Origin of the sequence: Micromonospora sp. WMMD1076 (assembly GCF_029581475.1) — a bacterium.
GTDB lineage: Bacteria > Actinomycetota > Actinomycetes > Mycobacteriales > Micromonosporaceae > Micromonospora > Micromonospora aurantiaca.
In genome coordinates, this window is the sequence record NZ_CP120862.1 from 1,504,738 (window position 1) to 1,531,089 (window position 26,352).

30 protein-coding genes are annotated in these 26,352 nt (G+C 72.6%); 16 read left to right on the forward strand and 14 right to left on the reverse strand.

What is annotated here, in order from left to right; genetic code table 11:
* Complete coding sequence (locus O7622_RS07450) at nt 1-651, reverse strand: O-methyltransferase (protein WP_282314070.1); 651 nt, start codon at nt 649-651, stop codon at nt 1-3.
* Between the two features lie 212 nt (nt 652-863).
* Between O7622_RS07450 and O7622_RS07455 the strand changes: the two genes are divergently transcribed.
* Both O7622_RS07455 and O7622_RS07460 read left to right on the forward strand, forming a co-directional pair.
* A complete protein-coding gene (locus tag O7622_RS07455; RefSeq protein WP_282312536.1) occupies nt 864-2,162 on the forward strand; it encodes a trypsin-like peptidase domain-containing protein in 1,299 nt (432 codons plus the stop codon).
* Nucleotides 2,163-2,235: 73 nt separating this feature from the next.
* A complete protein-coding gene (locus tag O7622_RS07460; RefSeq protein ID WP_282312537.1) occupies nt 2,236-2,652 on the forward strand; it encodes a preprotein translocase subunit TatB in 417 nt (138 codons plus the stop codon).
* A 118-nt stretch (nt 2,653-2,770) separates the two neighbouring features.
* Here the strand turns inward: O7622_RS07460 and O7622_RS07465 are convergent, their stop codons facing one another.
* From O7622_RS07465 to O7622_RS07475, 3 genes are all read right to left on the reverse strand, one after another.
* Nucleotides 2,771-3,919 (reverse strand): P-loop NTPase, encoded by a 1,149-nt coding sequence (locus O7622_RS07465; RefSeq protein ID WP_282312538.1) that lies wholly within the window; start codon nt 3,917-3,919, stop codon nt 2,771-2,773.
* Between the two features lie 72 nt (nt 3,920-3,991).
* Nucleotides 3,992-4,600: a DUF1003 domain-containing protein gene (locus tag O7622_RS07470; protein WP_282312539.1), complete on the reverse strand. Its 609-nt coding sequence runs from the start codon at nt 4,598-4,600 to the stop codon at nt 3,992-3,994.
* On the reverse strand, nt 4,593-5,879 hold the full coding sequence (locus O7622_RS07475) for a CBS domain-containing protein (RefSeq protein WP_282312540.1): 1,287 nt from the start codon (nt 5,877-5,879) through the stop codon (nt 4,593-4,595). The genes O7622_RS07470 and O7622_RS07475 overlap by 8 nt, the downstream gene beginning before the upstream one ends.
* A gap of 33 nt (nt 5,880-5,912) precedes the next feature.
* On the opposite strand from O7622_RS07475, the gene O7622_RS07480 reads away from it, so the two are divergent.
* Together O7622_RS07480 and O7622_RS07485 are read left to right on the forward strand one after the other, a co-directional pair.
* Nucleotides 5,913-6,782, forward strand: a complete 870-nt coding sequence (locus O7622_RS07480) for a PhzF family phenazine biosynthesis protein (RefSeq protein ID WP_282312541.1) — start codon at nt 5,913-5,915, stop codon at nt 6,780-6,782.
* A 39-nt stretch (nt 6,783-6,821) separates the two neighbouring features.
* Nucleotides 6,822-7,352, forward strand: a complete 531-nt coding sequence (locus O7622_RS07485; RefSeq protein ID WP_282312542.1) for a hypothetical protein — start codon at nt 6,822-6,824, stop codon at nt 7,350-7,352.
* Between the two features lie 25 nt (nt 7,353-7,377).
* Here O7622_RS07485 and O7622_RS07490 read toward each other — a convergent pair whose 3' ends face one another.
* A complete protein-coding gene (locus tag O7622_RS07490; RefSeq protein WP_282312543.1) occupies nt 7,378-8,073 on the reverse strand; it encodes an HAD family hydrolase in 696 nt (231 codons plus the stop codon).
* A gap of 106 nt (nt 8,074-8,179) precedes the next feature.
* Here O7622_RS07490 and O7622_RS07495 point away from each other — a divergent pair, with 106 nt between their 5' ends.
* Both O7622_RS07495 and O7622_RS07500 read left to right on the forward strand, forming a co-directional pair.
* The gene (locus O7622_RS07495) at nt 8,180-9,136 is read left to right on the forward strand and encodes a DMT family transporter (protein WP_282312544.1); all 957 of its coding nucleotides are present in this window, start codon (nt 8,180-8,182) and stop codon (nt 9,134-9,136) included.
* Between the two features lie 66 nt (nt 9,137-9,202).
* Nucleotides 9,203-11,335 carry an APC family permease gene (locus O7622_RS07500; RefSeq protein ID WP_282312546.1) on the forward strand — a complete coding sequence of 711 codons (2,133 nt, stop codon included), beginning with the start codon at nt 9,203-9,205 and terminating at the stop codon, nt 11,333-11,335.
* 99 nt (nt 11,336-11,434) lie between these two features.
* On the opposite strand, the gene O7622_RS07505 is transcribed toward O7622_RS07500, so the two are convergent.
* Entirely contained in the window at nt 11,435-12,259 is an 825-nt protein-coding gene (locus tag O7622_RS07505; protein WP_282312547.1) for an SDR family NAD(P)-dependent oxidoreductase, read from the reverse strand.
* 125 nt (nt 12,260-12,384) lie between these two features.
* Here O7622_RS07505 and O7622_RS07510 point away from each other — a divergent pair, with 125 nt between their 5' ends.
* On the forward strand, nt 12,385-13,341 hold the full coding sequence (locus O7622_RS07510; RefSeq protein WP_282312548.1) for a CoA ester lyase: 957 nt from the start codon (nt 12,385-12,387) through the stop codon (nt 13,339-13,341).
* Nucleotides 13,342-13,383: 42 nt separating this feature from the next.
* On the opposite strand, the gene O7622_RS07515 is transcribed toward O7622_RS07510, so the two are convergent.
* Nucleotides 13,384-13,947 carry a DUF4190 domain-containing protein gene (locus tag O7622_RS07515; RefSeq protein WP_282312549.1) on the reverse strand — a complete coding sequence of 188 codons (564 nt, stop codon included), beginning with the start codon at nt 13,945-13,947 and terminating at the stop codon, nt 13,384-13,386.
* Between the two features lie 155 nt (nt 13,948-14,102).
* Between O7622_RS07515 and O7622_RS07520 the strand changes: the two genes are divergently transcribed.
* Entirely contained in the window at nt 14,103-14,954 is an 852-nt protein-coding gene (locus O7622_RS07520) for an SDR family NAD(P)-dependent oxidoreductase (RefSeq protein ID WP_030273642.1), read from the forward strand.
* Between the two features lie 3 nt (nt 14,955-14,957).
* On the opposite strand, the gene O7622_RS07525 is transcribed toward O7622_RS07520, so the two are convergent.
* Nucleotides 14,958-15,365 (reverse strand): DUF4190 domain-containing protein, encoded by a 408-nt coding sequence (locus O7622_RS07525; RefSeq protein WP_282312550.1) that lies wholly within the window; start codon nt 15,363-15,365, stop codon nt 14,958-14,960.
* Nucleotides 15,366-15,537: 172 nt separating this feature from the next.
* On the opposite strand from O7622_RS07525, the gene O7622_RS07530 reads away from it, so the two are divergent.
* On the forward strand, nt 15,538-16,734 hold the full coding sequence (locus tag O7622_RS07530) for an acyl-CoA dehydrogenase family protein (RefSeq protein WP_073825580.1): 1,197 nt from the start codon (nt 15,538-15,540) through the stop codon (nt 16,732-16,734).
* Nucleotides 16,735-16,743: 9 nt separating this feature from the next.
* Here O7622_RS07530 and O7622_RS07535 read toward each other — a convergent pair whose 3' ends face one another.
* Entirely contained in the window at nt 16,744-17,397 is a 654-nt protein-coding gene (locus tag O7622_RS07535) for a hypothetical protein (protein WP_282312551.1), read from the reverse strand.
* A gap of 88 nt (nt 17,398-17,485) precedes the next feature.
* Here O7622_RS07535 and O7622_RS07540 point away from each other — a divergent pair, with 88 nt between their 5' ends.
* A complete protein-coding gene (locus O7622_RS07540; protein WP_282312552.1) occupies nt 17,486-18,142 on the forward strand; it encodes a TetR family transcriptional regulator C-terminal domain-containing protein in 657 nt (218 codons plus the stop codon).
* On the opposite strand, the gene O7622_RS07545 is transcribed toward O7622_RS07540, so the two are convergent.
* On the reverse strand, nt 18,099-18,506 hold the full coding sequence (locus O7622_RS07545) for a CoA-binding protein (RefSeq protein WP_282312553.1): 408 nt from the start codon (nt 18,504-18,506) through the stop codon (nt 18,099-18,101). The genes O7622_RS07540 and O7622_RS07545 overlap by 44 nt on opposite strands.
* Before the next feature lie 40 nt (nt 18,507-18,546).
* On the reverse strand, nt 18,547-20,601 hold the full coding sequence (locus O7622_RS07550) for an intein-containing Rv2578c family radical SAM protein (RefSeq protein WP_348774052.1): 2,055 nt from the start codon (nt 20,599-20,601) through the stop codon (nt 18,547-18,549).
* Between the two features lie 83 nt (nt 20,602-20,684).
* Here O7622_RS07550 and O7622_RS07555 point away from each other — a divergent pair, with 83 nt between their 5' ends.
* Entirely contained in the window at nt 20,685-21,104 is a 420-nt protein-coding gene (locus tag O7622_RS07555) for a DUF393 domain-containing protein (protein WP_282312555.1), read from the forward strand.
* A 15-nt stretch (nt 21,105-21,119) separates the two neighbouring features.
* Here the strand turns inward: O7622_RS07555 and O7622_RS07560 are convergent, their stop codons facing one another.
* The 3 genes from O7622_RS07560 to trxA form a co-directional block, all read right to left on the reverse strand.
* Nucleotides 21,120-22,028 (reverse strand): MFS transporter permease, encoded by a 909-nt coding sequence (locus O7622_RS07560; protein ID WP_282312556.1) that lies wholly within the window; start codon nt 22,026-22,028, stop codon nt 21,120-21,122.
* Complete coding sequence (locus O7622_RS07565) at nt 22,025-22,465, reverse strand: hypothetical protein (RefSeq protein ID WP_282312557.1); 441 nt, start codon at nt 22,463-22,465, stop codon at nt 22,025-22,027. The genes O7622_RS07560 and O7622_RS07565 overlap by 4 nt, the downstream gene beginning before the upstream one ends.
* 145 nt (nt 22,466-22,610) lie before the next feature.
* Complete coding sequence (trxA, locus tag O7622_RS07570; RefSeq protein ID WP_282312558.1) at nt 22,611-22,973, reverse strand: thioredoxin; 363 nt, start codon at nt 22,971-22,973, stop codon at nt 22,611-22,613.
* 546 nt (nt 22,974-23,519) lie between these two features.
* On the opposite strand from trxA, the gene O7622_RS07575 reads away from it, so the two are divergent.
* From O7622_RS07575 to O7622_RS07595, 5 genes are all read left to right on the forward strand, one after another.
* On the forward strand, nt 23,520-24,035 hold the full coding sequence (locus tag O7622_RS07575; RefSeq protein WP_013283894.1) for a MaoC family dehydratase: 516 nt from the start codon (nt 23,520-23,522) through the stop codon (nt 24,033-24,035).
* 96 nt (nt 24,036-24,131) lie between these two features.
* Entirely contained in the window at nt 24,132-24,623 is a 492-nt protein-coding gene (locus O7622_RS07580; RefSeq protein WP_282312559.1) for a hypothetical protein, read from the forward strand.
* Nucleotides 24,624-24,657: 34 nt separating this feature from the next.
* Entirely contained in the window at nt 24,658-25,281 is a 624-nt protein-coding gene (locus O7622_RS07585; protein ID WP_282312560.1) for an RNA methyltransferase, read from the forward strand.
* Between the two features lie 102 nt (nt 25,282-25,383).
* Nucleotides 25,384-26,070 carry a DUF6758 family protein gene (locus O7622_RS07590; protein WP_348774053.1) on the forward strand — a complete coding sequence of 229 codons (687 nt, stop codon included), beginning with the start codon at nt 25,384-25,386 and terminating at the stop codon, nt 26,068-26,070.
* Between the two features lie 118 nt (nt 26,071-26,188).
* Complete coding sequence (locus O7622_RS07595; protein ID WP_013283898.1) at nt 26,189-26,347, forward strand: hypothetical protein; 159 nt, start codon at nt 26,189-26,191, stop codon at nt 26,345-26,347.
* The last annotated feature ends 5 nt before the right edge of the window (nt 26,348-26,352 follow it).

Sequence of the window (26,352 nt, forward strand, 5' to 3'; positions counted from 1 at the left end):
TCAGGCCTTCACGGCGGCGAGCAGGCCGTGGCCGACCGGCAGCAGCGCGGGCACCCAGTTCTCCGACTCGCGGATCGCCTTGATCGTCTCCCGTACGGTGACCGTCTCGGCGTCCCGCGCGGCCGGGTCGCCGATCCGGCCGGCCGCCAGCGCACCGTTGAGCGCGAGCACGCCGCCGGGGCGCAGCAGCCGCAGCGCCGCGTCCACGTACGCGGCGAAGCCGGTCGCCACCGCGTCCACGAAGACCAGGTCGTAGGCGCCGTCCGCGAGCCGCGGCAGCACGTCGAGGGCCCGGCCGGTGATGATCCGGGTACGCCCCGACGGGAATCCCGCCTCCTGGAACAGCCGCCGGGCGATGCGCTGGTATTCGACCTCGACGTCGATCGTGGTGAGCACACCGTCGGGGCGCATGCCGCGCAGCAGCCACATGCCGCTCACCCCAGTGCCGGTGCCGATCTCCACCACGGCCCGGGCGTTGCCGGCGGCGGCGAGCAGCCGCAGCGCAGCACCCGACCCGGGCGTGACCGCATCCACCCCCACCTCGTGGGCGAGGGCGCGGGCCGTGCGCAGCACGAGATCCTCGGTGACGAAAGACTCGGCGAAGTGGAGCGCCTGGGCCGTCGAACTGCCGTGACCGGCGACCGTGGCGATGGGACACCTCCGAGGGGCGGACTGGTACGAGGGGCGGTATGCACTGTGAGCGTAGAGGCGGGCCGGTACCGGCGCAGCCGCGAGTCCGCCGCGGAGTGCTCACGGACGGCAACCCCTGACTCCGTTCGCGTCATCCGTGTAATCCTGGATGTGTCCCGCGCGTCACTGTCGTCCGGCTCCGCCGGCCGCCGGCGCGGGGCCAGCGGGACGGAGTGGGAGGCACCGACGTGACCGACGGCTGGGACTGGCGGCGGCCCGGCGGATCGCCGGGCGGGCCGGCGTCCGGACGACCGCCGCAGGACGCCCCGGGTCAGGCGACGTCGCCGTGGTGGTCCGACGCGCTTGCCGACCCGTGGCGGGATCCGTACGCGCCCGCCGCCGTGGTGATCCCGGCGGCGCCGGCGTCCGGTGCGGGGGAGCCGGAACCGGTCACCGACCCGGACCTGCCGACCCGGCCGGGGCTCCGCCAGGTGGTGCTGATCTCCCTGGTCACGGCGCTGCTTGCCGGTTCTCTCGGCAGCGCCCTGACCTACGCCCTCCTGCGCGGCGGTGACGTGCCGACGCTCGGCGCGCAGTCCGGGCAGGCCCCGGCGCTGGCCCAGCGCAAGCCCGAGTCGCTGGCCGGGGTGGCCGAGCGGGTGCTGCCCAGCGTGGTCACCATCCGGGTGGTCAGCCTCGGCGGCACCAGCGAGGGCTCCGGGTTCGTGGTGACCGGCGAGGGCCACATCGTCACCAACGACCACGTGGTCGCCGACGGCCCCGGCAAGGCCACTGTCGTGTTCAACGACGGCAGCACCGCCGCCGGCACCGTGGTCGGGCAGGACCCGGAGTCCGACCTCGCCGTGATCAAGGTCTCGCGCAGCGGGCTGACCCCGGTGCAGTTCGGCGACTCCGACTCGCTCGCCGTCGGTGACCCGGTGCTCGCCATCGGGTCACCGTTGTCGCTCGCCAACACCGTCACCGCGGGCATCGTGAGCGCGCTGGACCGGACGATGCAGGCCGGCGAGCCGGGCGGGCCGACCCGCTACTACGCGGCGATCCAGACCGACGCCGCTGTCAACCACGGCAACTCCGGCGGCCCGTTGGTGGACGGCGCCGGGCGGGTGGTCGGGGTGAACTCGACGATCAAGTCGCTGGTGGCCGACGGGCAGGAGGCCGGCAACATCGGCCTCGCCTTCGCCATCCCGATCAACCAGGCGAAGCGGATCACCGAGGACATCATCGGCACCGGCAAGGCCCGGCGTACGGTGATCGGCGCCCAGGTCGGCGGCACCGGCACCGCCGGCGGCGGCGTACGCCTCAACGCGGTCGAACCGGCCGGTCCGGCGGCGGCCGCCGGGCTGCGTACCGGGGACGTGGTGCTCCGGCTGGACGGCCACCCGATGACCGATCCGACCGATCTGGTGGCACTGGTGCGCAAGTACGCGCCCGGTTCCGTGGTGACTGTCGAGTACCGGCGCGGGTCGGCCCGGCAGAACGCGTCGGTGACGCTCGCCGCGGACGCGAAGTGAGCACCGGTCACCCCCTCCCGGACGGCCACCTGACGTGCGTAGTCTGGCCCCTGACACGGACGAGGAGGCCGGAGTGTTCGAGAACCTGAACTGGTGGGAGATCGGCGCCCTGCTGCTCCTGGCGTTGTTGATCTTCGGGGACCGGCTGCCCAACGTCATCAACGACGGCCTCCGGATGGTCCGCAACCTGCGCAACATGGCGCGGAACGCCACCGGCGACCTGAGCCGCGAGCTGGGCACCGACATCCAGCTGGAGGATCTGCACCCGAAGGCGTTCATCCGCAAGCACCTGCTCAGCGAGGACGACGAGCAGGCGATCCGCAAGCCGCTGCAGAGCATGTACGACAACCTGCGCTCGGACGTCACAGGCGTGCACGACGAGCTGAAGGACGTGGCGAAGGCCGCCGACCTGCACACCCCGAGGGTGGCCACCAGCACCCCCACCCCCACCCCACCGTCCCCCCGCCCGTCCTACGACGACGCGACCTGAACGCCCAGCCTTCCCGCCGACCGCGCCGTCGATCATGAAGTTGACGGCGCGACACGCCGCTCCGGCGACCGTCAACCTCATGATCGACCCCGGGAAGGGGGTGGGAGGGGTGGGTGGGTCAGCGGCCGGTGGGCTTGAGGCCCAGGGGCTTGCCGAGCAGGGACTCGCGGCGGACGGCCAGGCGGTCGGCGACCTGGAACAGGGCCTTCGCAGCCGGGGCGTCCGGCTGCGCCAGCACGATCGGCTGACCGGCGTCGCCGCCCTCGCGTACCCGGGTGTCCAGCGGGATCTGCCCCAACACCGGCACCTGCGCGCCGATCGTGCGGGTCAGCGACTCGGCCACCGCCGCGCCGCCACCGGCCCCGAAGACCTCCATCCGGGAGCCGTCCGGCATCTCCAGCCAGGACATGTTCTCGATCACGCCGACCACCCGCTGGTGGGTCTGCAACGAGATCGCACCGGCCCGCTCGGCCACCTCGGCGGCGGCCGCCTGCGGCGTGGTGACGACGAGGATCTCCGCGTTCGGCAGCAACTGGGCCACCGAGATCGCGATGTCGCCGGTGCCCGGCGGCAGGTCGAGCAGGAGGACGTCCAGGTCACCCCAGTAGACGTCGGCGAGGAACTGCTGGAGCGCCCGGTGCAGCATCGGCCCGCGCCAGACCACAGCGGCGTTGCCGGGGGTGAACATGCCGATCGAGATGACCTTCACACCGTGCGACTGCGGCGGCATGATCATGTCCTCGACGCGGGTCGGCGCGCCGTCGGCGCCGAGCATCCGGGGCACCGAGTGGCCGTAGATGTCCGCGTCCACCACACCCACCGACAGGCCCCGGGACGCCAGCGCGGCGGCCAGATTGACGGTGACGCTGGACTTGCCGACACCGCCCTTGCCGCTGGCGACCGCGTAGACGCGGGTCCGCGAGCCGGGCTGGGCGAACGGGATCACCGGCTCGGCGGTGGCGCCGCCACCGCGCAGCTTCGACTGCAGCTCCTGGCGCTGCTCCGGGCTCATCACACCGAAGGTGATCTCGACACCGCTCACGCCGGGCACGGCGGCCACGGCGGCGGTGATGTCACTGCGCAGCTTGTCCTTCAGCGGGCAGCCGGCCACGGTGAGCAGCAGCTCCACCCGGACCACGCCGTCCTCGCCACGCTCGGCGGACTGGACCATGCCGAGCTCGGTGATCGGCCGGCGGATCTCCGGGTCGTTGACGGTGGCCAGGGCGGCCTGGATCGCGTCGGAGACGGTGCTGACGGGTGCTGACATGCCCGCAATGCTACGTCGCGGGTCATCCGCCACCGCCGCTGGCGGGGACGGTGTGAGCGATTCGATGACCGGTCAGGCGTCGCGCCGGCCGTCCCGCGCGTAGTCGCCGTCCAGCTCGTCCCGGGGCTCGTCCAGCGGCTCGCCGCCGCCCGCCCGGCGGCCCTCCCGCTCCTGCTGCCGCCGCTCCCGCTTGCGTCGCCGCTCGGCCGCCTCGTCCAGCTCCTCACCCAGCCGGGTCAGCTCCGAGCGCAGGAAGTCCCGCGTCGCCACGTCGCCCATCGCGATCCGCAGCGCGGCTATCTCCCGGGCCAGGTACTCCGTGTCGGCCTTCTGCAGCGTGGCCCGCCGCCGGTCCTCGTCCAGCGCGATCCGGTCCCGGTCCGCCTGCCGGTTCTGCGCGAGCAGGATCAGCGGCGCCGCGTACGACGCCTGCAGGGAGAGGATCAAGGTCAGGAACGTGAAGGTGTACGGGTCGAAGCGCAGACCCGCCGGCGCCAGCGTGTTCCACAGGAACCAGGCCACCAGGATGAGCGTCATGTAGACGAGGAAGTTCGCCGTGCCCATGCCCCGGGCGATGCCCTCGGCCCAGCGGCCGAACGTCTCCGCGTCGATCCGCGGCAGGTGCAGGCTCCGCGGGGCGCGCGGCTGGTCGAGCCGGTCGCCGCGTCGCTGGTCACTCATCGTCGCCGTCCAGGGTGCCGTCGTCGGTGGCGGACGAGGTGGGGGCCGCGTCCCGGTCCCGCCAGTCGCGCGGCAGGGAGTGGTCCAGCACGTCGTCCACTGTCACCGCGCCGACCAGCCGGTTGTTCCGGTCGACCACCGGCATCCCGACCATGTCGTACGTGGCCATCCGGCGGGTGATCTCGGGCAGCGGGGTCGATGTGCGCAGCGGGTCGATGTCGTTCACCACGATGCCGCCGAGCAGGTCGGCCGGCGGTTCGCGGAGCAACCGCTGGAAGTGCACCATACCCAGGTAGCGGCCGGTCGGCGTGGTCAGCGGGGCACGGGACACGAAGACCTGGGCCGCCACCGCGGGGGACAGCTGCGTCTCCCGGATCCGGGCCAGCGCCTCGGCCACCGTGGCGTCCGGCGGCAGGATCACCGGCTCCGAGGTCATCACGCTGCCGGCGGTACCGGAGGCGTAGCGCAGCAACTGGCGTACCGGGTCGGCCTCGTCCGGCTCCATCAGGTCCAGCAGCACGTCCTGCTCCGGCGGGGGCAGCTCGTTGAGCAGGTCGGCCGCGTCGTCCGGCTCCATCTCCTCCAGCACGTCGGCGGCACGCTGGCGGTCCAGCGCGGCCAGGATCTCCACCTGGTCGCGCTCGGGCAGCTCGCTCAGCACGTCGGCCAGGCGCTCGTCGTCGAGCGCGGCGGCCACCTCGTTGCGCCGGGCGTCGGGCAGATCCTGGAGGGCGTTCGCCAGGTCGGCCGGGCGCATGTCCTCCAGGACGGCGAGCAGGTTCGCCGTACCCCGGTTGTCGCCGACCGCACCCAGCCCGCGGACCCGGTCCCAGTCGACCTGGTGGAGGTGGCCGCGGCGGGTGAGCCGCCCGGTGTGCTCGCGCACGGCGACGCGGCTCAGCGCCCACTCGCCGCCGCGGCTGCACTCCATCGCCACGTCCACCACCGAGCCGGCCTGCCCGCTGTCGAGCTGGACCCGGCGGTCCAGCAGTTCCTGGAGCACCAGCAGCTCGTTCGGGCGCTTCTCGAACCGGCGCAGGTTGAGCGTGCCGCTGCCGAGCACCACCGCGTCCGTGTCGATGGAGGTGATCCGGTTGATGGACAGGAAGATGCGCCGTCGCATCGGCATCTCGGCGACCAGACCGACCACCTCGGGCGGTCGCTGGGTCGCGCGCATCCGGGCCACCGCGTCGCGGACGCGGCCGACCTGGTCGCCGTTCGGATCGAAAACGGCGACTCCGGCGAGTCGAGCGAGGTAGACCCGGTTCGGCGTGCTCACGGGCACCAGCCTAAGGGCCTACTCTCTAACAACATGTCGACCTTGGGCTACGAGATCGTGGACGTCTTCACCGACCGCCCGTTCGCCGGCAACCCGCTGGCCGTGGTGTTCGGCGCGGAAGGGCTGGCCACCGAGCAGATGCAGGCGCTCGCGCTGGAGTTCAACCTGTCCGAGACGGTCTTCGTGCTGCCGCCGACGCAGGTGGGCGCCACCTACCGGGCCCGGATCTTCACCCCGGCCGACGAGCTGCCCTTCGCCGGGCACCCGAGCGTCGGCGCCGCGGTCACCGCGAGCCGGCGCGGCGTCTTCGGCGTCGGCCGGATCACCCAGGAGTGCGGCGCCGGCGTCCTGCCGATCGAGGTGACAGCCACCGGCGCGACGCTCACCGGCGGCACGCCCACGCTCGGCCCGGAACTCGACCCGGAGCCGCTGCTGGAGATGGTCGGCCTCACCGGCCCCGACCACGCCGGCCCGCCACCGCGGGTCGCCGGGTGCGGCCTCGAATTCCCCTATCTTCCGGTACGCCCGGACGCGGTGGCCCGGGCACGGTTGAACACGACGGCGGCGCAGCGGTACGGAGTGGAGCACGTCAGCCTCTTCTCCTGGGAGCCCGGTTCGCAAACCGCACACGCCCGGGTCTTCGTGCCGGGGCTCGGCGTACCGGAGGACCCGGCGACCGGCTCGGCCGCCCTGGGACTGGGCGTGTGGCTGGTCGCCAGCGGCCTGCTGCCCGGCGAGGGCCGCGCGGAGTACACCGTCCGGCAGGGCATCGAGATCAACCGTCCGTCGACGCTCGTCTGCACCGTGACGGCAGCCGGTGGACTGGCGGTGGGCGCCACCGTGTCCGGCCAGGTCATGCCGGTGGCCCGAGGCGAGATCACCGTCCCCCCGTTCATCGGCTGACCTCCGTCTCCTTGACCATCGGGGCGGGGTGGGCGGGGCATGGGGGAGGATGGCGGGGTGAGTGACGAGGTGGACGAGCGGGTGACGCCGCCGCTTGTGGACGAGGCGGTGAAGAAGGCGGCGGTCTGCTGGGTGAGCACCGGCGGCCCGGCGTACGCGCTGTGGTGCCTGCCGCTGGAGGGCACCCTGCTCGTGGTCACCGGTCCCGGCGAGCAGACCGCACCCGGGCTGGCCGACGGCGACACGGCCGACGTGACGCTGCGCGGCGACCACGGCGGGCGGATCGTCACCTGGCCGGCGCTGGTGACCCGGCTGCGACCGGGCACCGAGGAGTGGGACACCGTCGCGCCGCTGGTCGCGGCGAAGCGGCTCAACGCCTCCGGCTCCGCCGCCGAGCTGGTGGAGCGGTGGGCGGCGCAGGGGTGCGCGCTGAACCGGCTCGCGCCCGCCGGCACCGCGGTGTCCGGCGCCGACCTGCCGGACGGCTCGCTGAGCGAGCAGCCCCGCCCGGCCTCTGTGGTACGGGCCGTCCGCAAGCCGTTCCGCCTGCACCGCGTCCGCCGCCGCTGACCGCGCGAACCCTCGGCGAGCCGGGTCAGGCGACGGGGACCGGGTCGAGCAGGTCGAGCACGCCCGTCAGTGAGGTCAGCGACGGCCCGTCGAAACCGTGGTCGGCGTTGAGGACCACGTGGTCGGCGAGATCCGGTGCCGCCAACCGGGCGGCGCTCAGCCCCGCCCGCTCCGCGCCGGTCAGCTCCTGGCTGTCGCCGTCCCCGACGTAGAGGCAGTCGACCGGCGCCTGGCCGAGCCGGTGACACGCGGCCAGGTAGAGCGCCGGGTCCGGCTTGCAGCGGCCGAGGCGTACCGAGAAGACCTGGGCGTCGAGCAGCGGCGCGACGGTGAGCTGCGGCAGGAACGCCGGCAGTTCGTGTGTGCAGTCGCTGACCAGCCCGGTCCGGACGCCCCGGTGGCGCAACGCGGCCAGCACCGGCACCGCCTCGGCGCGTAGCCGGGTGTCCGCGCGTACTGCCCGGTGCCGGGTGGCGACGGCGGAGCGTACCGCCGCGTCGGACGGGTGGACGCCGAGCCGGGCGCACACCCAGCGCATCGTCGACTCGGCGTTCCCGAAGGAGCCGCTCGCCCGTTCGTAGAAGCTGCTGTCCAGCACCTCCACCAGGGCCTCGGTGGAGCAGCCGAGCATCTCGGCGATGGCGCGGTGGGCGGCTCCGCGCCGCACACCATGGGTCAGGGTGCCGAAGAAGTCGAACAGCACCGCCTGGAACATGGGCATGAGGGAACGCCTCCGGACGTCGAGGGGGGATCGCCGGGACGCGCATGATCGTAACGGAGTGCTGACGTTCCGTGTCGGTCGGGTGTCCGTGTGAGGATCACTGTTCGTGCCGACCGTTCCGCATCGCCCGCCGCTCGACGCGTTGACGGTGGGCGCGCTCGCCCTGGCCGTCGCCTCGGTCTCGTCCTCGGCGCCGCTCGTGGCGTTCGCCGCCGCGTCGGCGCTGGCAGTGGCCTTCTGGCGTACCGCGTTGTCGGTGGCGGTCCTGGGCCCTGTCGCGTTGACCAGGCGGCGCGCCGAACTCCGGGCGCTGACCGTCGGGCCGGGTCGGCGCGAGGGGCTCTACTGCGTGCTCTCCGGGGTCGCCCTGGCCGCCCACTTCGCCACCTGGATGCCGAGCGCGCAGCTCACCTCGGTGGCGGCCGCGACCGCGCTGGGCGCGACGCAGCCGGTGTGGCAGGGCCTGATCGCCCGCGGGCAGGGACGGCGGCTGCCGGCGGCGGTGTGGGCCGGAGTCGCGGTGGCGGTACTCGGCGCGGTGCTCGCCACCGGCGCCGACTTCGGTGTCTCCGGCCGGGCGTTCGCCGGCGACCTGCTCGCGGTGGTCGGCGGACTGTTCGCGGCCGTCTACACCGCCTTCGGCGAGCGGGCCCGGGCCAGCATCAGCACCACCACCTACACCACCGTCTGCTACGGCGTCTGCGCGGCGATCCTGCTCGTGGTGTGCCTGGTCGGCGGCGTACGCCTGCACGGCTTCGACGGCGCGACCTGGCTGGCGATCCTCGGCCTGGTGGCGGGCGCCCAGCTGCTCGGCCACTCGATGTTCAACTACGCCCTGCGCCGGGTCTCCGCGACCACGGTCAGTGTGCTGATCCTGCTGGAGGCGCCGGGTGCGGCGCTGATCGGCTGGGTCTGGCTGGGTCAGTTGCCCCGGCCGCTGGCCCTGCCGGGCCTGGCGCTGCTGCTGGCCGGCGTGGCGGTGGTGGTGCTCGGCGGCGCGCGGGCCGGCCGTCGCGCCGCGCCGGTCGCGGCCCCCGCCGACCCGACGCCGCTCGGCGACTGAGCCGGTCGGGGCGAAGTCGCGCCGTTCCGGCCACCGGGCCGTCCGGTTTGCACGAAAGTGCTCAGGGTGGGGACGGACCGGGAGGACGCGGCGGAGGCGGGCACCGTCGTCACGCCCTCGGCCGAGTTCCCGCCGCTCGGCGACGAGGAACGGGCGGCGCTCGGCCGGATCGGTGAGCGCTGGCGCGGCCCGAGCCGCGCAGACGACCTGCCGGTCGAGCCGACGCTGGGGCGGCACGACCACCACCCGGCGCCCACCCGGTTCGGCCGGCTGGCGCCGATCGACATGTTCGCAGTGGCGCAGCCGGACGAACTGGTCGCCACCGGTGCGGCCGACCTGCCCGGCGACCGGGCCGGCCGGACCGCCGCCCGGGTCCGCCGGGCCCTGCTCGGGCCGCCGCTGTCCAGCGCGTCGGTGCTGTACGAGCGGATGCGCAAACTCGTCGCGCTGCCGGTGCTCTCCTCCGACCTGCTCAGTTCCGTGGCGTACGGGCCGGAGGCGATGCTCGCGGTGCTGGTGCTGGCCGGGAGCGCCGCGCTCGGGCTGGCCCTGCCGCTCGCCGCCGTGCTCGTGGTGCTGATGGTCGCCGTCGGCCTCTCCTACCGGCAGACCATCCCGGCCTATCCGCACGGTGCCGGCTCGTACATCGTCGCGGGGGACAACCTCGGGCGTACGCCGGGACTCGCCGCCGCGGCCGGGCTGATGCTCGACTACGTGCTGACCGTGTCCGTGTCGGTGGCGGCCGGGGTGCACGCGGTCACCTCGGCGCTACCCGGGCTCAGCTCGTGGGCGGTGCCGCTCGGGGTGCTGGTGATCGTCGTGCTGCTCGCCGGCAACCTGCGCGGCGTACGCACCGCCGGGAACATCTTCGTGCTGCCCACGTACGCGTTCGTGGTGGTGCTGGTCGCGGTGCTGGCGATCGGTTACACGAAGGCCGCATCGCGGGGTTTCGCGCCGGTGCCACCGCCCTCGGTGCCCGCGGCCGAGGGCCTGGGCCTGCTGCTGGTGCTGCGGGCGTTCTCCTCCGGCGCGGTGTCGATGACCGGCATCGAGGCGGTCTCCAACGCGGTGCCCGCGTTCCGCCCGACCGAGTGGCGCAACGCCCGCACCACGCTCGGCTGGATGGTCGCCATGCTGGTCACGCTGTTCGCCGGCCTGGTCGGGCTGATCCACCTCGACGGCCTGGTGCCCCGGGCGGACGAGATGCTGCTGTCCCAACTCGGCCGGGTGACGTTCCCGAGCGGGCCCGGGTACGCGATCCTCCAGGCCACCACCGCGCTGATCCTGCTGCTCGCCGCGAACACGGCGTTCAACGACTTCCCCCGGCTGCTGTTCTTCATGGCCCGCGACGGGCACGTGCCGCGCCGGTTCCTGCACATGGGTGACCGGCTGGCGTTCAGCAACGGGCTGGTGGCGCTGGCGCTGACCGCCGCGGCGGTGTTCGTCGCGTTCGGCGGGCACACCGAGCGGCTGATCCCGCTGTACGCGGTGGGCGTGTTCCTCGCCTTCACGCTGTCCCAGACCGGGATGGTGGTGCACTGGCGGCGCCACCGGGGGCCGGGATGGCGCCGCCGGCTCGCCGCCAACGCGGCCGGGGCGGCGCTGTCCGGGCTGGTGCTGCTGACCGCGGCGGTCGCCAAGTTCACCGAGGGCGCCTGGGTGGTGGTGCTCGCGGTGCCGCTGCTCGTGCTGCTGTTCCGCCGGATCCACAGGCACTACGCCCGGCTGCACCACGCGCTGGCCCTGCATCCGCCGCCACCCGTACCGCCCGCCGAGGGCGACGAACTGCCCCAGCAGGTACGCCACCTGGTGGTCGTGCCGGTGGCCCGGCTGAACCGGGCGTCGCTGCGCGCGCTGGCGTACGCGACGTCACTCGGTCGGCCGACGCTCGCCGTGCACCTGGCTCCCGAGGAGGCCGAGGCGGACCGGTTCCGGGAGCAGTGGCGGGCCTGGGGCGACCACCTGCGGCTGGAGACGATCGTGTCGCCGTACCGGGCGGTGATCGGGCCGCTGGCGCACTACCTGGAGGCGTTGCACGCCGCGAGCCCCGACCTGACGCTCACCGTGATCGTGCCGGAGGTGGTGCTGCGCCGGCGGCGGTACCGGCTGCTGCACAGCCGCGCCGAGCAGCGGCTACGGGCCGCGTTGCGCGCGCTGCCCGGCGTGGTGGTCACGAGCGTCCCGGTGCACGTGTCGTGACCTACTCGTAGCGCTGCCCGGCGTCCACGTCGGCGCTCAGGTCGACGAGCGCGACCAGCAGGACCGCTGCTCCGTGGTCATGTGTTCCTCCCGGTTCCGTCAGGCGTCCAGCCCGAGCGCCTTCGCGCTGGCCGTCCAGAGCCGGGCGGCCAGCGCCGGGTCGGCGGCCTTGGGCCGGGGCCGGTGCGGCTTGCGGTCGGCGTAGTAGCCGCCGCCGGTCAGCCGGGACGGATCCTGGCAGGCGAGCCAGACGAGCGTCTCCGCGCCCTTCTGCGGGCTGCGGAACGGCAGCAGCCGCATGCCGAGCGCCACGATCCGGCTCTCGTTGCCGAAGCGGGTACGCACCACGCCGGGGTGGAACACGTGCGCCGGCACCTCCGGCCAGCGTCGCGCCGCCTCGGCGGTGAACAGGATGTTCGCCTGCTTGCTGGTGCCGTACGCGCGGAACGGCCGGTAGGAGCGCAGCGCGGAGTTGAGGTCGTCCGGGTCCAGCACACCGCTGCGGTGCGCGTCCGATCCGGTGACCACCATCCGCCCGATCCGGTCCCGCAGCAGGTTGCTGAGCAGGAACGGGGCGAGGTGGTTGGCCTGCATGCTCAGCTCGAACCCGTCGACCGTGGTGATCGGTTCCAGCACGATCGCGCCGGCGTTGTTGGCGAGCACGTCGATCCGGTCGTACCGCTCGCGCAGCCGCTCGGCGAGCCCGCGTACGTCGTCGAGCACGGCGAAGTCGGCGCGGAACAGCTCCGGCTGCTCGCCGCAGCACTCGCGGACCCGCTCGCCCGCGGCGCGCAGCCGGGCCGGGTCGCGGCCGACCAGCACCACCTGGTCACCGCGGCGGGCCAGTTCCTCCGCGGCGGCCAGCCCGATGCCGGAGCTGGCCCCGGTCAGCACCACGATCCGACGCTCAGTGAGATCTTCCACAGGTCCATTCACCCCGGTCACGGCACGAGGTTACCGTGGCGTCACCACGCCCTTAGGGATCGTTGAGTTCTCGGAGTCCACCGCTGCGCCGGCACCCCGCGCCGGACGCTGGAAGGAGCGCATCCATGACCGCTGTCGGTCGTCCCCGCCGATCCTGCCTGGCGGTCCCCGGCTCCAGCGTCAAAATGCTCGGCAAGGCGCAGGGCCTCCCCGCCGACCAGGTCTTCCTGGACCTGGAGGACGCGGTCGCCCCGCTGGCCAAGCCGGACGCGCGCAAGAACATCGTGGCCACGCTGAACGAGGGCGACTGGGCGGGCAAGACCCGCGTGGTCCGGGTCAACGACCTGACCACGCCGTGGACCTACCGGGACGTCATCGAGGTGGTCGAGGGCGCCGGGGCGAACCTGGACTGCATCATGCTGCCGAAGGTGCAGAACGCCGAGCAGGTGCACTGGCTGGACCTGCTGCTCACCCAGATCGAGAAGACGCTCGGCCTGGAGGTGGGCCGGATCGGCATCGAGGCGCAGATCGAGAACGCGGCCGGGCTGGTGAACGTGGACGCCATCGCCGGCGCCTCGCCCCGGGTCGAGACGATCATTTTCGGCCCCGCCGACTTCATGGCCTCGATCAACATGAAGTCGCTCGTGGTCGGCGCGCTGATCCCGGACTACCCGGGCGACCCGTACCACTACATCCTCATGCGCATCCTGATGGCCGCGCGGATGCACGACAAGCAGGCCGTCGACGGCCCGTTCCTGCAGATCCGGGACGTGGACGCGTTCCGCGAGGTGGCGAAGCGCTCGGCGGCGCTGGGCTTCGACGGCAAGTGGGTGCTGCATCCCGGCCAGATCGACGCCGCGAACGAGGTCTACTCCCCGGCGCAGGCCGACTACGACCACGCCGAGCTGATCCTCGACGCGTACGACTACTACACCTCGGAGGTGGGCGGGAAGCTCGGCGCGGTGATGCTCGGCGACGAGATGATCGACGAGGCGTCCCGCAAGATGGCGCTGGTGATCGCCGCCAAGGGACGCGCCGCCGGCATGTCCCGTACCTCCTCGTTCACCCCGCCCTCGGAGTGACCGGCCCGGGCCGCCCCGAGGTCGCGGGGCGGCCCGCCGAGTTCAGTAGGTCGTGCTGTCGTAGCTGGACGGGTCGTGGTTGGCCGCCCAGACAATGAAGATCACGATGGCGGCGGTGGCCAGCACGGCCAGCACGGTGGCGATCCAGCCGACGATGATGCCTGCGGTGGCGAAGCCCTCGCCGCCCTCGCCGCGTTCCCTGATCTGCTTACGGGATACGTGGCCGAGGATCGCGCCCACCACGCCGATGTAGCCGCCGAGGCCGTAACCGCAGAGGCCGAGCGCGCCGACTATCGAAACGATCATCGCGGCGATGGCCAGGCCGTTCTGCTTCGGTCCGGAGGGGTACCCGTATCCGGGATAACCACCCGGGGGCGGGTACGCGCCCGGCTGCGGATAGGCGCCCGGCGGGTAGCCGGCCGCCGCGTACGGGTCGGCGGACTTCATGCCGGCGTACGGGTCGGCGGGCGCGTACGGGTCCGCCGAGGTGGGCTGGGCGGGGATGGGGTTGCCGGCCATCGGCAGCATCGGGTCGGCCGGTGGGCTCGACTGCGGCCCGGCCGCCGAGGGGTCCTGCCAGCCACCGGACGGTGGGGGATAGGTCATCTGATCATCTCCAGGTACGTGGTCGCGCTCAGGGTAGCCACCTTGCGCGCGACACGGACGTCCCCTTTCCGGCCACCGCGTTGCCCGTGGGGTCGGCACCGGGCAGGATCCTGGGCATGGCACTTGACGCGCGTGGGGGTCGGTCGCGACGGGACATGAGCCGGCCGGGGTCGGTGCGGCGCCCGCGCGGCGGCGAGCCGGTCGGCGCCGCCGACTCCGAACGGCCGGCGCCGCTGCCGGAACCGGCCACCATGCGCCTGGACGGCCGGGTCGCCCTGGTGACCGGTGCGGGCAGCCCGGACGGCATCGGGTACGCGACCGCGCGCCGGCTGTCGGACCTGGGCGCCCGGGTGGCGATCGTGTCCACCACGAGGCGCATCCACGAACGCGCGGGCGAGCTGGGTGTCACCGGTTTCGTCGCCGACCTCACCGACGAGTCGGAGGTGGGCGCGCTCGCCGACGCGGTGGCCGAGCAGCTCGGCGACGTCGAGGTGCTGGTGAACAACGCGGGCCTGGCCAGCCGGGCCAGCCCGGAGGTGCTGCGGCCGGTGGCCCAGCTGACGTACGACGAGTGGCGCGGCGAGATCGACCGCAACCTGACCACCGCGTTCCTGTGCAGCCGTGCGTTCATCGGCGGCATGGCCGAGCGGGGCTGGGGCCGGATCGTCAACCTGGCAGCCACCGCCGGGCCGGTGAACGCGCTGCCCACCGAGGCGGCCTACGCGGCGGCCAAGGCCGGCGTGGTCGGGCTGACCCGGGCGCTGGCGATGGAGATGATCGCCGACGGGGTGACGGTGAACGCGGTCGCGCCCGGAATCATCCACACCGCGGCGTCCACGATGGCCGAGATCAAGCAGGGCCTCGGTACGCCGGTCGGTCGTCCCGGCACGCCGGACGAGGTGGCCGCGGCGATCGCGTTCCTCTGCTCGCCGGCCGCGTCGTACATCACCGGGCAGATGCTCGTGGTCGACGGCGGCAACAGCGTCCGGGAGGCGCAGTTCCGCTGACGGTCAGTAGGTGCCGTTGTCGGAGCTGGCCCAGATCGCCAGCCCGATCCAGCCGCAGCAGACCAGCAGGCCGATCGCGGTGAAGATGTAGCTGAGGATCAGACCCCAGGTGGCGAGCTGGTCGCCGTCCTCGCCGGTCTGCCGGATCTGCCGCTTGGCCAGGTGGCCGCAGACGATGCCGGCGGGCGCGAAGACGAACGCGAAGACGAGCGACAGGATGGCGAGCACGTTCGTGCCACGGGGGCCTGGTCCCGGTCCCTGGCCGGGCGGGCCGTACTGGCCGTAGGGCGGCTGCGGTGCGTACGGGGGTTGCTGGCCCCACTGCGGGTGCTGCTGGCCGTACTGCGGCTGCCCGTACGGCTGGCCGTGCGACGGCGGCTCGTACGGCGACGGTGGCTGCTCGTCGGTCACGGGCGCCCCTTCCCCCAGGTCGACGGCCCTCTCTCTTGCGGACGCTACCCGCAGCGGTGAACCTTTTCACAGCGGTTGTGTGGACTGGTCACCTTGGCGCGGCCGGTCGCGGGACCGATACTGACCGAGCGTTCAGTTACCCATGAGTAAGGCGCTGACCCCGGAGGCTGAGATGGCCCGACTCGCCCAGACACCCGGACTGACCGACGTGCAGCGGTCGATCCTGGAAACCGTCCGGGAGTTCGCCGACAAGGAGATCATCCCGCACGCGCAGCGGCTGGAGCACGCCGACGAGTACCCGAGCGACATCCTCGACGGGATGCGCGAGATGGGGCTGTTCGGCCTCACCATCGACGAGGAGTACGGCGGCCTGGGCGAGTCCCTGCTGACCTACGCCCTGGTGGTCGAGGAACTGTCCCGGGGCTGGATGTCGATCTCCGGCATCGTCAACACCCACTTCATCGTGGCGTACCTCATCTCGCAGCACGGCTCGGCCGACCAGAAGGCCCGGCTGCTGCCCCGGATGGCCACCGGCGAGGTGCGCGGCGCGTTCTCGATGTCGGAGCCCGAGTGCGGCTCGGACGTCTCGGCGATCAAGTCGAAGGCCGTCCGCGACGGCGACAACTACGTCCTCAACGGCCAGAAGATGTGGCTCACCAACGGGGCGTACTCCTCGGTGGTCGCCACCCTGGTCAAGACCGACACCGGGGCCGACTCGGTCTACGGCAACATGAGCACCTTCCTGCTGGAGAAGGAGCCCGGCTTCGGCGAGACCGCGCCCGGCCTCACCATCCCCGGCAAGATCGACAAGATGGGCTACAAGGGTGTCGAGACCACCGAGATGGTGCTCGACGGCGTCACGGTGCCCGCCTCCGCGGTGCTCGGCGGCGAGGAGAAGGTCGGCCGTGGCTTCTACCAGATGATGGACGGCATCGAGGTCGGCCGGGTGAACGTCGCGGCCCGCGCCTGCGGCATCTCGATCCGGGCGTTCGAGCTGGCGGTCGCGTACGCCCAGCAGCGCCACACCTTCGGCCAGCCGCTCGCCAAGCACCAGGCCGTCGCGTTCAAGCTCGCCGAGATGGGTACGAAGATCGAGGCCGCGCACGCGCTCATGGTCAACGCGGCCCGGCTCAAGGACGCCGGCCAGCGCAACGACGTCGAGGCGGGCATGGCGAAGCTGCTGGCGTCCGAGTACTGCGCCGAGGTGGTCCAGGAGGCGTTCCGGATCCACGGCGGCTACGGCTACTCCAAGGAGTACGAGATCGAGCGCCTGATGCGCGAGGCGCCGTTCCTGCTGATCGGCGAGGGCACCTCGGAGATCCAGAAGACGATCATCTCGCGCGGTCTGCTCAAGCAGTACAAGCAGTAACGGCCCTGCTCACCGCTCGGGCCGGTGGGCGGCCTGCTCGGCGGCGGGCAGGTGCCGCCGCGCGTGCTCGACCAGCGCCGTCGGGTCGTCGGCGTACAGCCGGATCTCCCGCACCGGCTCGCTCGGCCCCTTCGGCAGCCGCACCGACAGCGGCTCGCGCAGCACCACGTCGACCGCCGTCTGGCTGCCGACGCCGAGGTTGAGCACCGCCGGGTCGTCCGCTTCGTACTGGACGGCCCGGCTGGACGGCAGCGACCTGCGGCGGAGCGCCACCCGGGCGACCGCGCTCCACGGGATCGTGACGTCGACCGAGACGCCGTTGCGCACCCGCAGGCCGGCGTCGTCGACGACGTGCGGATGGATCCGGAGGGCGGCCAGCAGCCCGATCATCCACAGCACACCCCAGACGCCGAGCGCGATCGCCGCGTGCCGCACCGCCGGCTGGTCGACCGTGTGCCGGAGGATCACGTCGAGGATCGGGATCTCGATCGTGGACAGGGCGATGAAGGCCAGCAGGATCGGCTGCACGCCGCCGACGTAGGCGTACGTCTGCGCGCCCGGCGCGACCGGATACGGGCGGCGCAGGATCCACCGGGTGAGGCTGCGCCACATGCCCCACTCGTACGCCACCGCACGCCGCGCCAGCCGGATCGCCCGTCCCATCACCGCACCCCCTCTTTTTCAATACGACTGCAATGTAAACGCGCGTGGGCGGGGTGTCAATGCAGTCGTATTGTGAAACCATGGGGGCATGCCGAAGCGGGTCGACCACCGGGAGCGTCGCGCGCTGATCGCCGACGCGCTGATGCGGGTCGCCGCCGAGCAGGGGCTGGAGGCGGTCAGCCTGCGCCACGTGGCCGCGGCGGCCGAGGTCAGCCCCGGGATGGTGCAGCACTACTTCCGCACGCGGGACGAGATGATGGTCTTCGCGCTCGCAGTGGTGCGCGAGCGCAACGAGGCCCGGGTCCGGAGGGCGGTCGAGCCGCTCGGCACGACTCCGGCGCCCCGGGCGCTGCTGCGGGCCATGCTGGCCGAGCTGCTGCCGCTGGACGAGGACCGGCGGGCGGGCGGACGGGTGGCCCTGGCGTTCCTCGCGTACACCGCCGTCCGGCCGGCCGTGGCCGCCGCGCTGCACGACGAGACGGCCGCGCTGCTGGCCTTCGTGGCCGGGCAGATCGCCGCCGGCTCACCGCTCGCCGCGGACGGCCGGGTGGATCCGGAACGGGCTGCGGTCGGGCTGCTCGCCGTGATGGAGGGTCTCGGCATCTACGTGCTCGGCGGCCACTACCCCCCGGAGACCGCGTTGGCCGCGCTCGACGCCCAGCTCGACCTGGTCTTCGGACCCGAACCGCCGCCCCGCGCCGTCAGCCGCGACGGGTCAGGCCGGCGGCGGCCCGCTCGACGATGAGGCATTTGTCCTCGACGTAGTCGAGGCCGGCCTCCTCGGCGATCCGGCGCGCCTCGTCCGAGAAGATCCCGAGCTGCAACCACACCGCCGGGGCGCCGATCGCCACCGCCTGCCGCACCACGTCGACCGCGTCACGGGCCGGGCGGAACACGTCGACCAGGTCGACCGGGTGCGGGATGTCGGCGAGCGTCGGGTACGCCTTCTCGCCGAACAACTCGTCCGCAGTCGGGTTGACCGGGATGATCCGCCACCCGTGCCGCTGCATCTCCAGCGGTACGCGGTGCGCGGCCTTGCCCGGATCACGGGAGGCGCCCACGACGGCGATCACGGCGGAGTCGGCGAGGATCTGCTGAGCGGAACGCATCCCCCGAGCCTAGCCCCGCGGGTGCGGGTTCCCCCGGTCGCTAGAGCAGGGAGAGCTGCTCGGCGGCCGGGGCGGGTGGGGGAGTCTCCGGCAGCCGGCGATTGTCGCCGGTCCCGCCCCGGTGCAACCCGTGCCGGCGTGCCGCCATCCGCACCCGCGCTGTCACCTCCCGCTGGTACGCCTGCGGTGCGTACGAGCCGGCCTGGTAGAGCTGCCGGTAGCGGGGCACCAGGTGGGGGAACTCCCGGGCCAGCCAGCGGGCGTACCACTCCCGGGCGCCGGGCCGCAGATGCAGCGGCAACGGCGTCACGCCGGCCGCCCCGGAGGCGGCGATGGCCGCGACAGTGGCGTCGATGGACTCCTCGTCGTCGCTGAGACCGGGCAGGATCGGCGCCATCAGCACGCCGACGGAGAATCCGGAGTCGGTGAGGGTGCGGACCGCGTCGAGGCGGCGGCGCGGGCTCGGCGTACCAGGCTCGGCCGCCCGCCAGAGTGCCTCGTCGACGAACCCCACCGAGTACGACAGCCCGACCCGTGCCACCTCGGCTGCCTGGCGCAACAGGGGCAGGTCGCGCAGCAGCAGGGTGCCCTTGGTCAGGATGGAGAACGGGTTCGCGAAGTCCCGCAGCGCCTCGATGATCGGCGGCATCAGCCGGTAGCGGCCCTCGGCCCGCTGGTAACAGTCCACGTTGGTGCCCATGGCGACGTGCGCGCCGCGCCAGCGAGGCGCGGCCAGTTCGCGGCGGACCAGCTCGCCCGCGTTGACCTTGACGATCACCTTGCGGTCGAAGTCGGCGCCCGGGTCCAGGTCGAGGTAGGTGTGGGTGTTGCGGGCAAAGCAGTTGTGGCTGACCACGCCGTTGGCGATGAAGTCGCCGGTGCCGGTGGTGATGTCCCACAGCGGAAGCTCCAGGCCGAGATCTTCGACGGCTGTCACCTGGAGTCGCGCCGCGCACTTGAGCGCCATGCCCTCGATCGAACGCCGGGCGGTGACGGCCGGGTCGGTGAGGTGGAAGAAGCGCAGCCGCTCCGGCAGCCCGCCGGTCAGCCGGAGCTGACGCGCCGCACCCGGTGCGCCCGGCACGTCGAGCGCCCACCGGAAGTCGAAACGCTCCAGTGCGGCGGCCGCGCGGGCCCGGCTCTCGTCGTCGGCGACGCTGATCCGGAACACGCCCCGGTGGCACGTCCCGGTGGCGTCGAACATGCCGGCCAGGTAGCCGAGCGCCCAGTCGTCAGTCGTCTCGTCGGGTGGCGCGAACAGCCCGGTGACGACATCGGCCGGGCCGGCTGTGCGTACCACAGTGGTCGTCGCCCGGCGGCCCACCCGGGCGATCGTGACCCGCTCGACGGTGACCCCGGCGTCGGCCAGGTGGCGCTCGGCCCGGTCGAGCGCCTCCGCCTCGGCGGTGGCCAGCCGGAACCGGGTGCCGCGCCGGTCACCGGCGGGGCCGTCGTGGCGGACCAGCGCGTGCAGGTAGCCCCGGCGGTAGTCGGCCGAGCGCTTCGGCGCCACCACGAACCCGCCGGTGCCGAGCAGGCGGTTGCGGGTGGTCAGGTGCGGACGGCGTCCACCGCCGCGCATTGTCCCGGTGACGTGCTTCCAGCCGCGTTCGGTGAGGAACCGGTGGTCGCCGCTGGCGACGAGCGTGGTGCCGTCGGCCAGTGTGATCCGGTAGGCCCGCTTCACGGTGGACCACTTGTCGAGCACCGTGGTGACGACGTAGTGGCGGTAGGCGCCGCGCCGCCGGGTGCCGTAGATCCGGTCGCCGGGCTCCAGTTCGCTGATCGCCCTGGTGCGGCCGTCGGCCATCAGGATCGGTGTGTCGCCGCCCAGGCAGTAGACGCAGGCGTGCGAGCAGCCCCGGTAGGGGTTGATGGTCCACTCGAACGGCACGCGCGACTGGCCGGGCACCCGGTTGATGATCGACTTGGCGTGGACCTCGTAGAAGGTCATGCCGGCGAAGCCCGGTGTGTCGAACGTGCGGGCGACGGCGCCGGGCAGCGCCAGCGGCAGGGGTGGAGCCGCCGGCGCCGCCCGATCGGGAGTCCCCTCGTCCGGGGGAGCGGAGAGGTTGTCCCAGCGCATGGAGTTCATTCGAACATATGTACTAAGTGAGCGCAAGTGGCGCTGCGAACACCGCGTGCCGCCCCGTTCCGGGACTGGTGCAGGATGGAAGCATGGAGAGGCCGACCTTCGTCTACGACGGCGACTGCGCCTTCTGCACCAGCTGCGCGCAGTTCATCGAGCGTCGTATCCCGACCGGCGCCCGGGTGGTGCCGTGGCAGTTCGCAGACCTGGCGGCGCTGGGCCTGACGGAGGCCGAGTGCGAGGAGGCGGTCCAGTGGGTGGGCGTCGACGGCCACCGGGCCGCCGGGCCGGACGCCATCGCCCGGCTGCTCGGCGACAGTGGGCCGCTCTGGCGGTTCGCCGGGGCCGGGCTGCGCCTCCCGCCGATCCGTGCGGCGGCCTGGCCCGCGTACCGCTGGGTGGCCCGCAACCGGCATCGGATGCCGGGCGGCACTGCCGCTTGCGCGTTGCCGCAGGAGGCCCGGGAACGGCTGTACGGCCCGGCTGCCCGCCCGGGGACGACCGACTGAGTGGCGTACCTGTGCTCAGGCGGTCGCCGTCGCGGACCGGTCGGGGGCCGGTGCCGCCTCGACGGGCGTCGTCGTGGGAGAGGTCTGCGCGGCGGGAGGCGGGCGGCCGAGCAGGCGCCTGACGAACACCACCGGGCGGACCTTCTCCAGCGCCAGGAAACTGGTCATCGCCACCAGGTGCGGCGCGAACGAGATGGTGATCGTTGCGATGGTCACCAGGTGGAACGAGTAGAAGAAGCCGACGATCGTCGTCCGCCATCGCGCCGGCAGCACGAACACCAGCGGGCTGAGCAGCTCGAACGCGAGGATGCCGAACTGCGCCGCGATCAGCAGGTGCGGCACTTGCGCGATCAGGTCGGCGAGATCGGTGCCGCGCCGGATGATCGCCCGGGCCAGCACCGAGCCGTTCGCCCAGTCCCATCCGCCGAAGCGGAACTTGGCCCAGGCGGCGAGGAAGTACGTGCAGATGACCGAGATCTGGGTGACCCGCAACGCCCAGCCGCCGGCCTCGGTGCGGGTCGGATCGCCGTGCCGGGCGCGGCCGGCGGTGGGTAGCACGGCCAGCGCCACGAGCAGCGCGAAACGATCGTGGTCGACCTTCCCGTAGCTCATCGCCACGATCATCCACTCGAAGTACAGCGCGAAGACCGTCCAGCCGAGCAGCCGGTGCGCCCGGCCGGTCGCGGCGAGCAGCGCGGTGATCAGCAGGGCCCAGAACACCACGCCGACCACGGCGGGGGCAGGCGTGGGGAGCGGGAGCAGCCGGCCGACGAACAACGGTTGATAGAGGTCGCCGGGAACATCGACCCGGGTGCGTACCCACGGGGTGAAGACGACCAGGTCGGCAGCGACGAAGAGGTAGATCAGGGTCCGGAAGGCGGCGATCCGGCCGCGCGGAACCGCCTCGGTCAGCCAGGCGGTCATCCGCCGATCTCCCAGCGTACGGCGGTTTCGTCGGTCCACTTGCCGGTCGGGCGGCCGCTCAGGATGTCGAACCAGCGGACCATGATGCGCACCTCGACCAACTCGGGAGCGCCGGGGTGGCGTTCGGCGTACGCGTCGGCGACGGTCCGCAGCAGGCTCGGGTCGGCGGCATACCGGTCCTGCTGGCCCTCGATCTCGGCCCGGCGGATGCCGGTGGCGTCCTGGCCGAGCGGGATCACCGTTCCGGTGCGGTCGACGCCCTCGACCCGGGTGTCCGGGGCGGGTGCGTTCGGCGGGTCGGAGGTGGAGTACATCCGGAACGGTCCGAACGGGAAGTGATCGTCGGTGCCGCGCACGGTGCCCAGGAGCAGCAGCGCCAGGCCGAGCAGGGTGACGCCCGCGCGGACCGCGCGCCCGCGGGCGGTCAAGGTCTCCATCGCCTGGTGACGATACGGGAGTGAAGCGGCTGAAAGTATCGCTCAGTCGGCCATTCCTCACTGTCCGTCCCGCCGGGTCAGGCGGATACGCGAACGCCGCCGGCCGGTGCCCGAAACGGGGCGCCGGCCGGCGGCGTGTGGAACGTCAGTGGTTGTGCTCGGCCAGCTTCTTGCGGACGTCGTCCATGTCCAGCGCCTGGACCTGCTCGATGAGGTTCTCCAGGGCCGACTCCGGCAGCGCGCCCGGCTGGGCGAAGACGATCACACCGTCACGGATCGCCATGATCGTCGGGATGGAGCTGATGTTGAACTTCGCCGCCAGATCCTGCTGCGCCTCGGTGTCGACCTTGCCGAAGGCGATCTCCGGGTGCTTCTCCGAGGAGCGCTCGTAGACCGGGGCGAAGCGCTTGCACGGGCCGCACCAGTCCGCCCAGAAGTCGAGCAGGACGATCCCGTCGCGCCCGGTCACCTCGTCAAAGTTGGCCGTGGTCAGCTCAACCGTTGCCATTTGCTCTCTCCGATCACCGCGGATTGTCGTACGTCCGGTGGAACCAGGGTCGGTCCGTCCGAATTCCCGTCGCGCGGGTGACGAAACGCTGAGCGCCGGGACGGTGACCCTGGGCACATCGAACACCATCTGTCCGCTTCGTTCGTGCGGAACGCAAATGCATGTCGCACTTGCGTGACGGGACGTGATGGGAGCGCTTCCAGGGAGATCACGCTGAGTTGCGGCTACGTATCGGTAACTTCAGGCTTGACAAGCATCTATCCTGCCTGCGGAGATCGCTTACCGACCTCGACTCGATTACTCGGAGTAGTGTTACGAAAGGGTAAATGTGACCTCCGTCTCTGTTGGCGACGGGTGGTCGTACGGCAGAATTCTTCGCATCAGAGCGTGGGCGGCGGGTGCCGGGGAGGGCCCCGCCGCTCATTGCGTCCGGACCTCGGTGCCCCCGGTGTGACATTTCCGCCGGGCGAGCGCCCGGCCCCTCGCCTTAACAAGTGATAAGGCATGCTGTGCCGAACTCCATCGCCGCCCGTGAAGGGGACAAGGATGCAGTTCGGCCGCTACTACGAGGAGTTCGAGGTCGGCGCGGTCTACCGGCACTGGCCGGGCAAGACGGTCACCGAGTACGACGACCACCTCTTCTGCCTGCTCACCATGAACCATCACCCACTGCACATGGACGCGCACTACGCCGAGTCCGCCTCGCAGTTCAAGCGCAACGTGGTGGTCGGCAACTACATCTACTCGCTGCTGCTGGGCATGTCCGTGCCGGACGTCAGCGGCAAGGCGATCGCCAACCTGGAGATCGAGTCGCTGCGGCACGTCGCGCCCACGTTCCACGGCGACACCATCTACGGCGAGACGACGGTGCTGGACAAGCGGGAGTCGGCCTCGAAGCCCGACCGCGGCGTGGTCGCGGTCGAGACCCGCGGCTACAACCAGGACGGCACGCTCGTCTGCGTGTTCCGCCGCAAGGTCATGGTCCCCAAGAAGGAGTACGCGGCCGCCGCCGTCCCGGACGGCGTCGACCCGGAGCGCCCCAGCTTCCCCGAGCCGCGCTGACCTCGTGTTCCGTCCGGCCACCGGGCCTCGTTCTCCGTTCGGCGGGGACGGGGCCCGGACCGCGTCCGGGGGCTTATGCTCGGGCTGGAGGTGCCCATGAGCCACTCCGTAGCCGGAGAGCCGCCTTCCGCCGGTCGCCGCGCCGCACCACCCACCACCGCCGCCTACTCGGCGGCGGAGTGGGACCTGCTGACCGACCTGCCGGGCCGCGTCCTCGTCGCCGCCGCCTCACCCGGCCCCGGGCGCCCGCCGCGCGGCGTCGCCGCCGGTCTGGCCGGCCTGGACGCGGTGGCCGCCGGCCGGGCCTTCGACAGCGATCTCGTCCGCGCCGTGGTGGCCGTCATCTACGCCCGCCACGACGGGACCACCGAACGGGACGAGCGCCTCACCGACCTGGTCGACCTGCTGGCCGCCGCCCGGGCCGCGGTACGGGTGCTGGGCCGCCGGGCCGACCCGGCCGACTCGGCGGCGTACCGGCAGTGGGTGGAGTCGGTCGCGGCCCGGGTGTGCCGGGCCGGGCAGACCACGCCGAGCCCCGCCGACACGCGCTTCCTCGACCGGCTGGGCGGCGCGCTCGACCTGCGCTGACCGGGGACGCCGCCGGGCCGTACCCTCGGCAACCGTGACCGACGACCAGCTCGACGTGGGTGTGGGGCCGTGGCCCGGTGACCCGCCGGACGACCCGCGCTACGATCCGGAGCTGCTCGCCGCCGGGGACCGGCGCAACGTGGTGGACCGCTACCGCTACTGGCGGCGCGAGGCGGTGGTGGCCGACCTGGACCGGCGCCGGCACGACTTCCACGTGGCGATCGAGAACTGGCAGCACGACTTCAACATCGGCACCGTGGTCCGTAACGCCAACGCCTTCCTCGCCGCCGAGGTGCACATCGTCGGGCGGCGGCGGTGGAACCGGCGGGGTGCCATGGTGACCGACCGCTACCAGCACGTCCGGCACCACCCGACGATCGAGGAGTTCGTCGCGTGGGCGCGCGACGAGCGGTTGCCGGTGGTCGGGATCGACAACCTGCCCGGCTCCCGGCCGATGGAGACGGCGGTGCTGCCGCGCCGCTGCGTGCTCCTGTTCGGCCAGGAGGGGCCCGGTCTGTCGGCGGTGGCCCGGTCGGCGTGCGAGGCGCTGTTCTCGATCGCCCAGTACGGCTCGACCCGGTCCATCAACGCGGGTGTGGCCAGCGGCATCGCCATGCACGCCTGGGTCCGGTCGTACGCCGGGCCGCCGCCGGCCTGAACCCCGCGTGGGTCCACCACGGGACGGAAATCCCATGCTCGTCGGCCCGCCCCGCTTGACGCCTCGCGGGTCCGGGGCGACGGTGAGGGTGTGACTGTCGCGGTGAGTTGTCCGAGATGCGCGGGCCCGGTGCGCGAGCCGGACCTGATGCACGCCGAGTATCGATGCGTGCGCTGCGGGCCGGTCGCGCCGCTGCACGTACCGGAGCACATCAGCGCCGAGATCATGGCCAGCGTGGTCGAGCGGGTGGCCGCCGATCCGGACCCGGCCGACCGGCTCCGGATGCCGCTGTGGTGCCCGTGGCCGCTCCCGCCGGGCTGGACGCTCACCGGCGTGGCATGGGCGGGCGACGACCGCGCGGGCGTACGGGCCACGCTCGTCGCCTGCGCCGGTCCGGCCCCCCTGGACGGTGGGCCGGCCGACCTGATCTTCGTCGCCGAGGAACCCGGCGTCGGTCTCGGTTCCCGTTTCGCGGGACTGCCCGGACCAGATCCGGGCCCGCAGGTGGAGGAGGCGCTCACCGATCCCGGCCCTGGTCATCCCGAACGCCTGCCGCACGCGAAGATCCGGGTGGGCGGCCATCCGACTCCACTGTGGCTCGTTCGCTCCGAAACGGATCGAAGCGCGTACGCCGGCGAGGCTCGGGGAATGTGGCTCCATGCGATAGCCTGGCCGGCGAGTGCGGGTCACCTCCTCGCGGAAGAAGTCGTGCTGCACGACCTCACCGAGTGGACACCGCCCGAACTCGTGTACGGCGCACCGTCTCCGTACCTGCACGGGCGGGCCTGACCGGCTCGCCACGGCGAGTCGGAGAGCGGACGCAGATATTCACGGTAAGACACCATGCTGATACTCTGGGTGCCGCTGCGGTAAACGGACCCGGCGCCGCGCGAGAGGATGGCCCGCTATGGTCAAGAAGGTCCTCACCTGGGCCGGCATCGCATTCTTGATCTTCTTTGTTGCGTACCGGCCCAACTCCGCCGCCGACGTCTTCAAGTCTCTCGGCGGCGGCATCATGGACATCGCGCAGGGCTTCGGCGACTTCTTCACCAACCTCGTCGCCTAGCCGCC

What these genes read in the sequence shown, in the direction of transcription:
- O7622_RS07575 (WP_013283894.1), top strand. Translation starts at nt 23,520, where the DNA reads ATGCAGTTCGGCCGCTACTACGAGGAGTTCGAGGTCGGCGCGGTCTAC.
- O7622_RS07555 (WP_282312555.1), top strand. Translation starts at nt 20,685, where the DNA reads ATGGAGAGGCCGACCTTCGTCTACGACGGCGACTGCGCCTTCTGCACC.
- O7622_RS07595 (WP_013283898.1), top strand. Translation starts at nt 26,189, where the DNA reads ATGGTCAAGAAGGTCCTCACCTGGGCCGGCATCGCATTCTTGATCTTC.
- O7622_RS07540 (WP_282312552.1), top strand. Translation starts at nt 17,486, where the DNA reads ATGCCGAAGCGGGTCGACCACCGGGAGCGTCGCGCGCTGATCGCCGAC.
- O7622_RS07520 (WP_030273642.1), top strand. Translation starts at nt 14,103, where the DNA reads ATGAGCCGGCCGGGGTCGGTGCGGCGCCCGCGCGGCGGCGAGCCGGTC.
- O7622_RS07510 (WP_282312548.1), top strand. Translation starts at nt 12,385, where the DNA reads ATGACCGCTGTCGGTCGTCCCCGCCGATCCTGCCTGGCGGTCCCCGGC.
- trxA (WP_282312558.1), bottom strand. Translation starts at nt 22,973, where the DNA reads ATGGCAACGGTTGAGCTGACCACGGCCAACTTTGACGAGGTGACCGGG.
- O7622_RS07480 (WP_282312541.1), top strand. Translation starts at nt 5,913, where the DNA reads ATGTCGACCTTGGGCTACGAGATCGTGGACGTCTTCACCGACCGCCCG.
- O7622_RS07470 (WP_282312539.1), bottom strand. Translation starts at nt 4,600, where the DNA reads ATGAGTGACCAGCGACGCGGCGACCGGCTCGACCAGCCGCGCGCCCCG.
- O7622_RS07485 (WP_282312542.1), top strand. Translation starts at nt 6,822, where the DNA reads ATGGGGGAGGATGGCGGGGTGAGTGACGAGGTGGACGAGCGGGTGACG.
- O7622_RS07565 (WP_282312557.1), bottom strand. Translation starts at nt 22,465, where the DNA reads ATGGAGACCTTGACCGCCCGCGGGCGCGCGGTCCGCGCGGGCGTCACC.
- O7622_RS07550 (WP_348774052.1), bottom strand. Translation starts at nt 20,601, where the DNA reads ATGAACTCCATGCGCTGGGACAACCTCTCCGCTCCCCCGGACGAGGGG.
- O7622_RS07560 (WP_282312556.1), bottom strand. Translation starts at nt 22,028, where the DNA reads ATGACCGCCTGGCTGACCGAGGCGGTTCCGCGCGGCCGGATCGCCGCC.
- O7622_RS07530 (WP_073825580.1), top strand. Translation starts at nt 15,538, where the DNA reads ATGGCCCGACTCGCCCAGACACCCGGACTGACCGACGTGCAGCGGTCG.
- O7622_RS07490 (WP_282312543.1), bottom strand. Translation starts at nt 8,073, where the DNA reads ATGCCCATGTTCCAGGCGGTGCTGTTCGACTTCTTCGGCACCCTGACC.
- O7622_RS07580 (WP_282312559.1), top strand. Translation starts at nt 24,132, where the DNA reads ATGAGCCACTCCGTAGCCGGAGAGCCGCCTTCCGCCGGTCGCCGCGCC.
- O7622_RS07545 (WP_282312553.1), bottom strand. Translation starts at nt 18,506, where the DNA reads ATGCGTTCCGCTCAGCAGATCCTCGCCGACTCCGCCGTGATCGCCGTC.
- O7622_RS07465 (WP_282312538.1), bottom strand. Translation starts at nt 3,919, where the DNA reads ATGTCAGCACCCGTCAGCACCGTCTCCGACGCGATCCAGGCCGCCCTG.
- O7622_RS07535 (WP_282312551.1), bottom strand. Translation starts at nt 17,397, where the DNA reads ATGGGACGGGCGATCCGGCTGGCGCGGCGTGCGGTGGCGTACGAGTGG.
- O7622_RS07515 (WP_282312549.1), bottom strand. Translation starts at nt 13,947, where the DNA reads ATGACCTATCCCCCACCGTCCGGTGGCTGGCAGGACCCCTCGGCGGCC.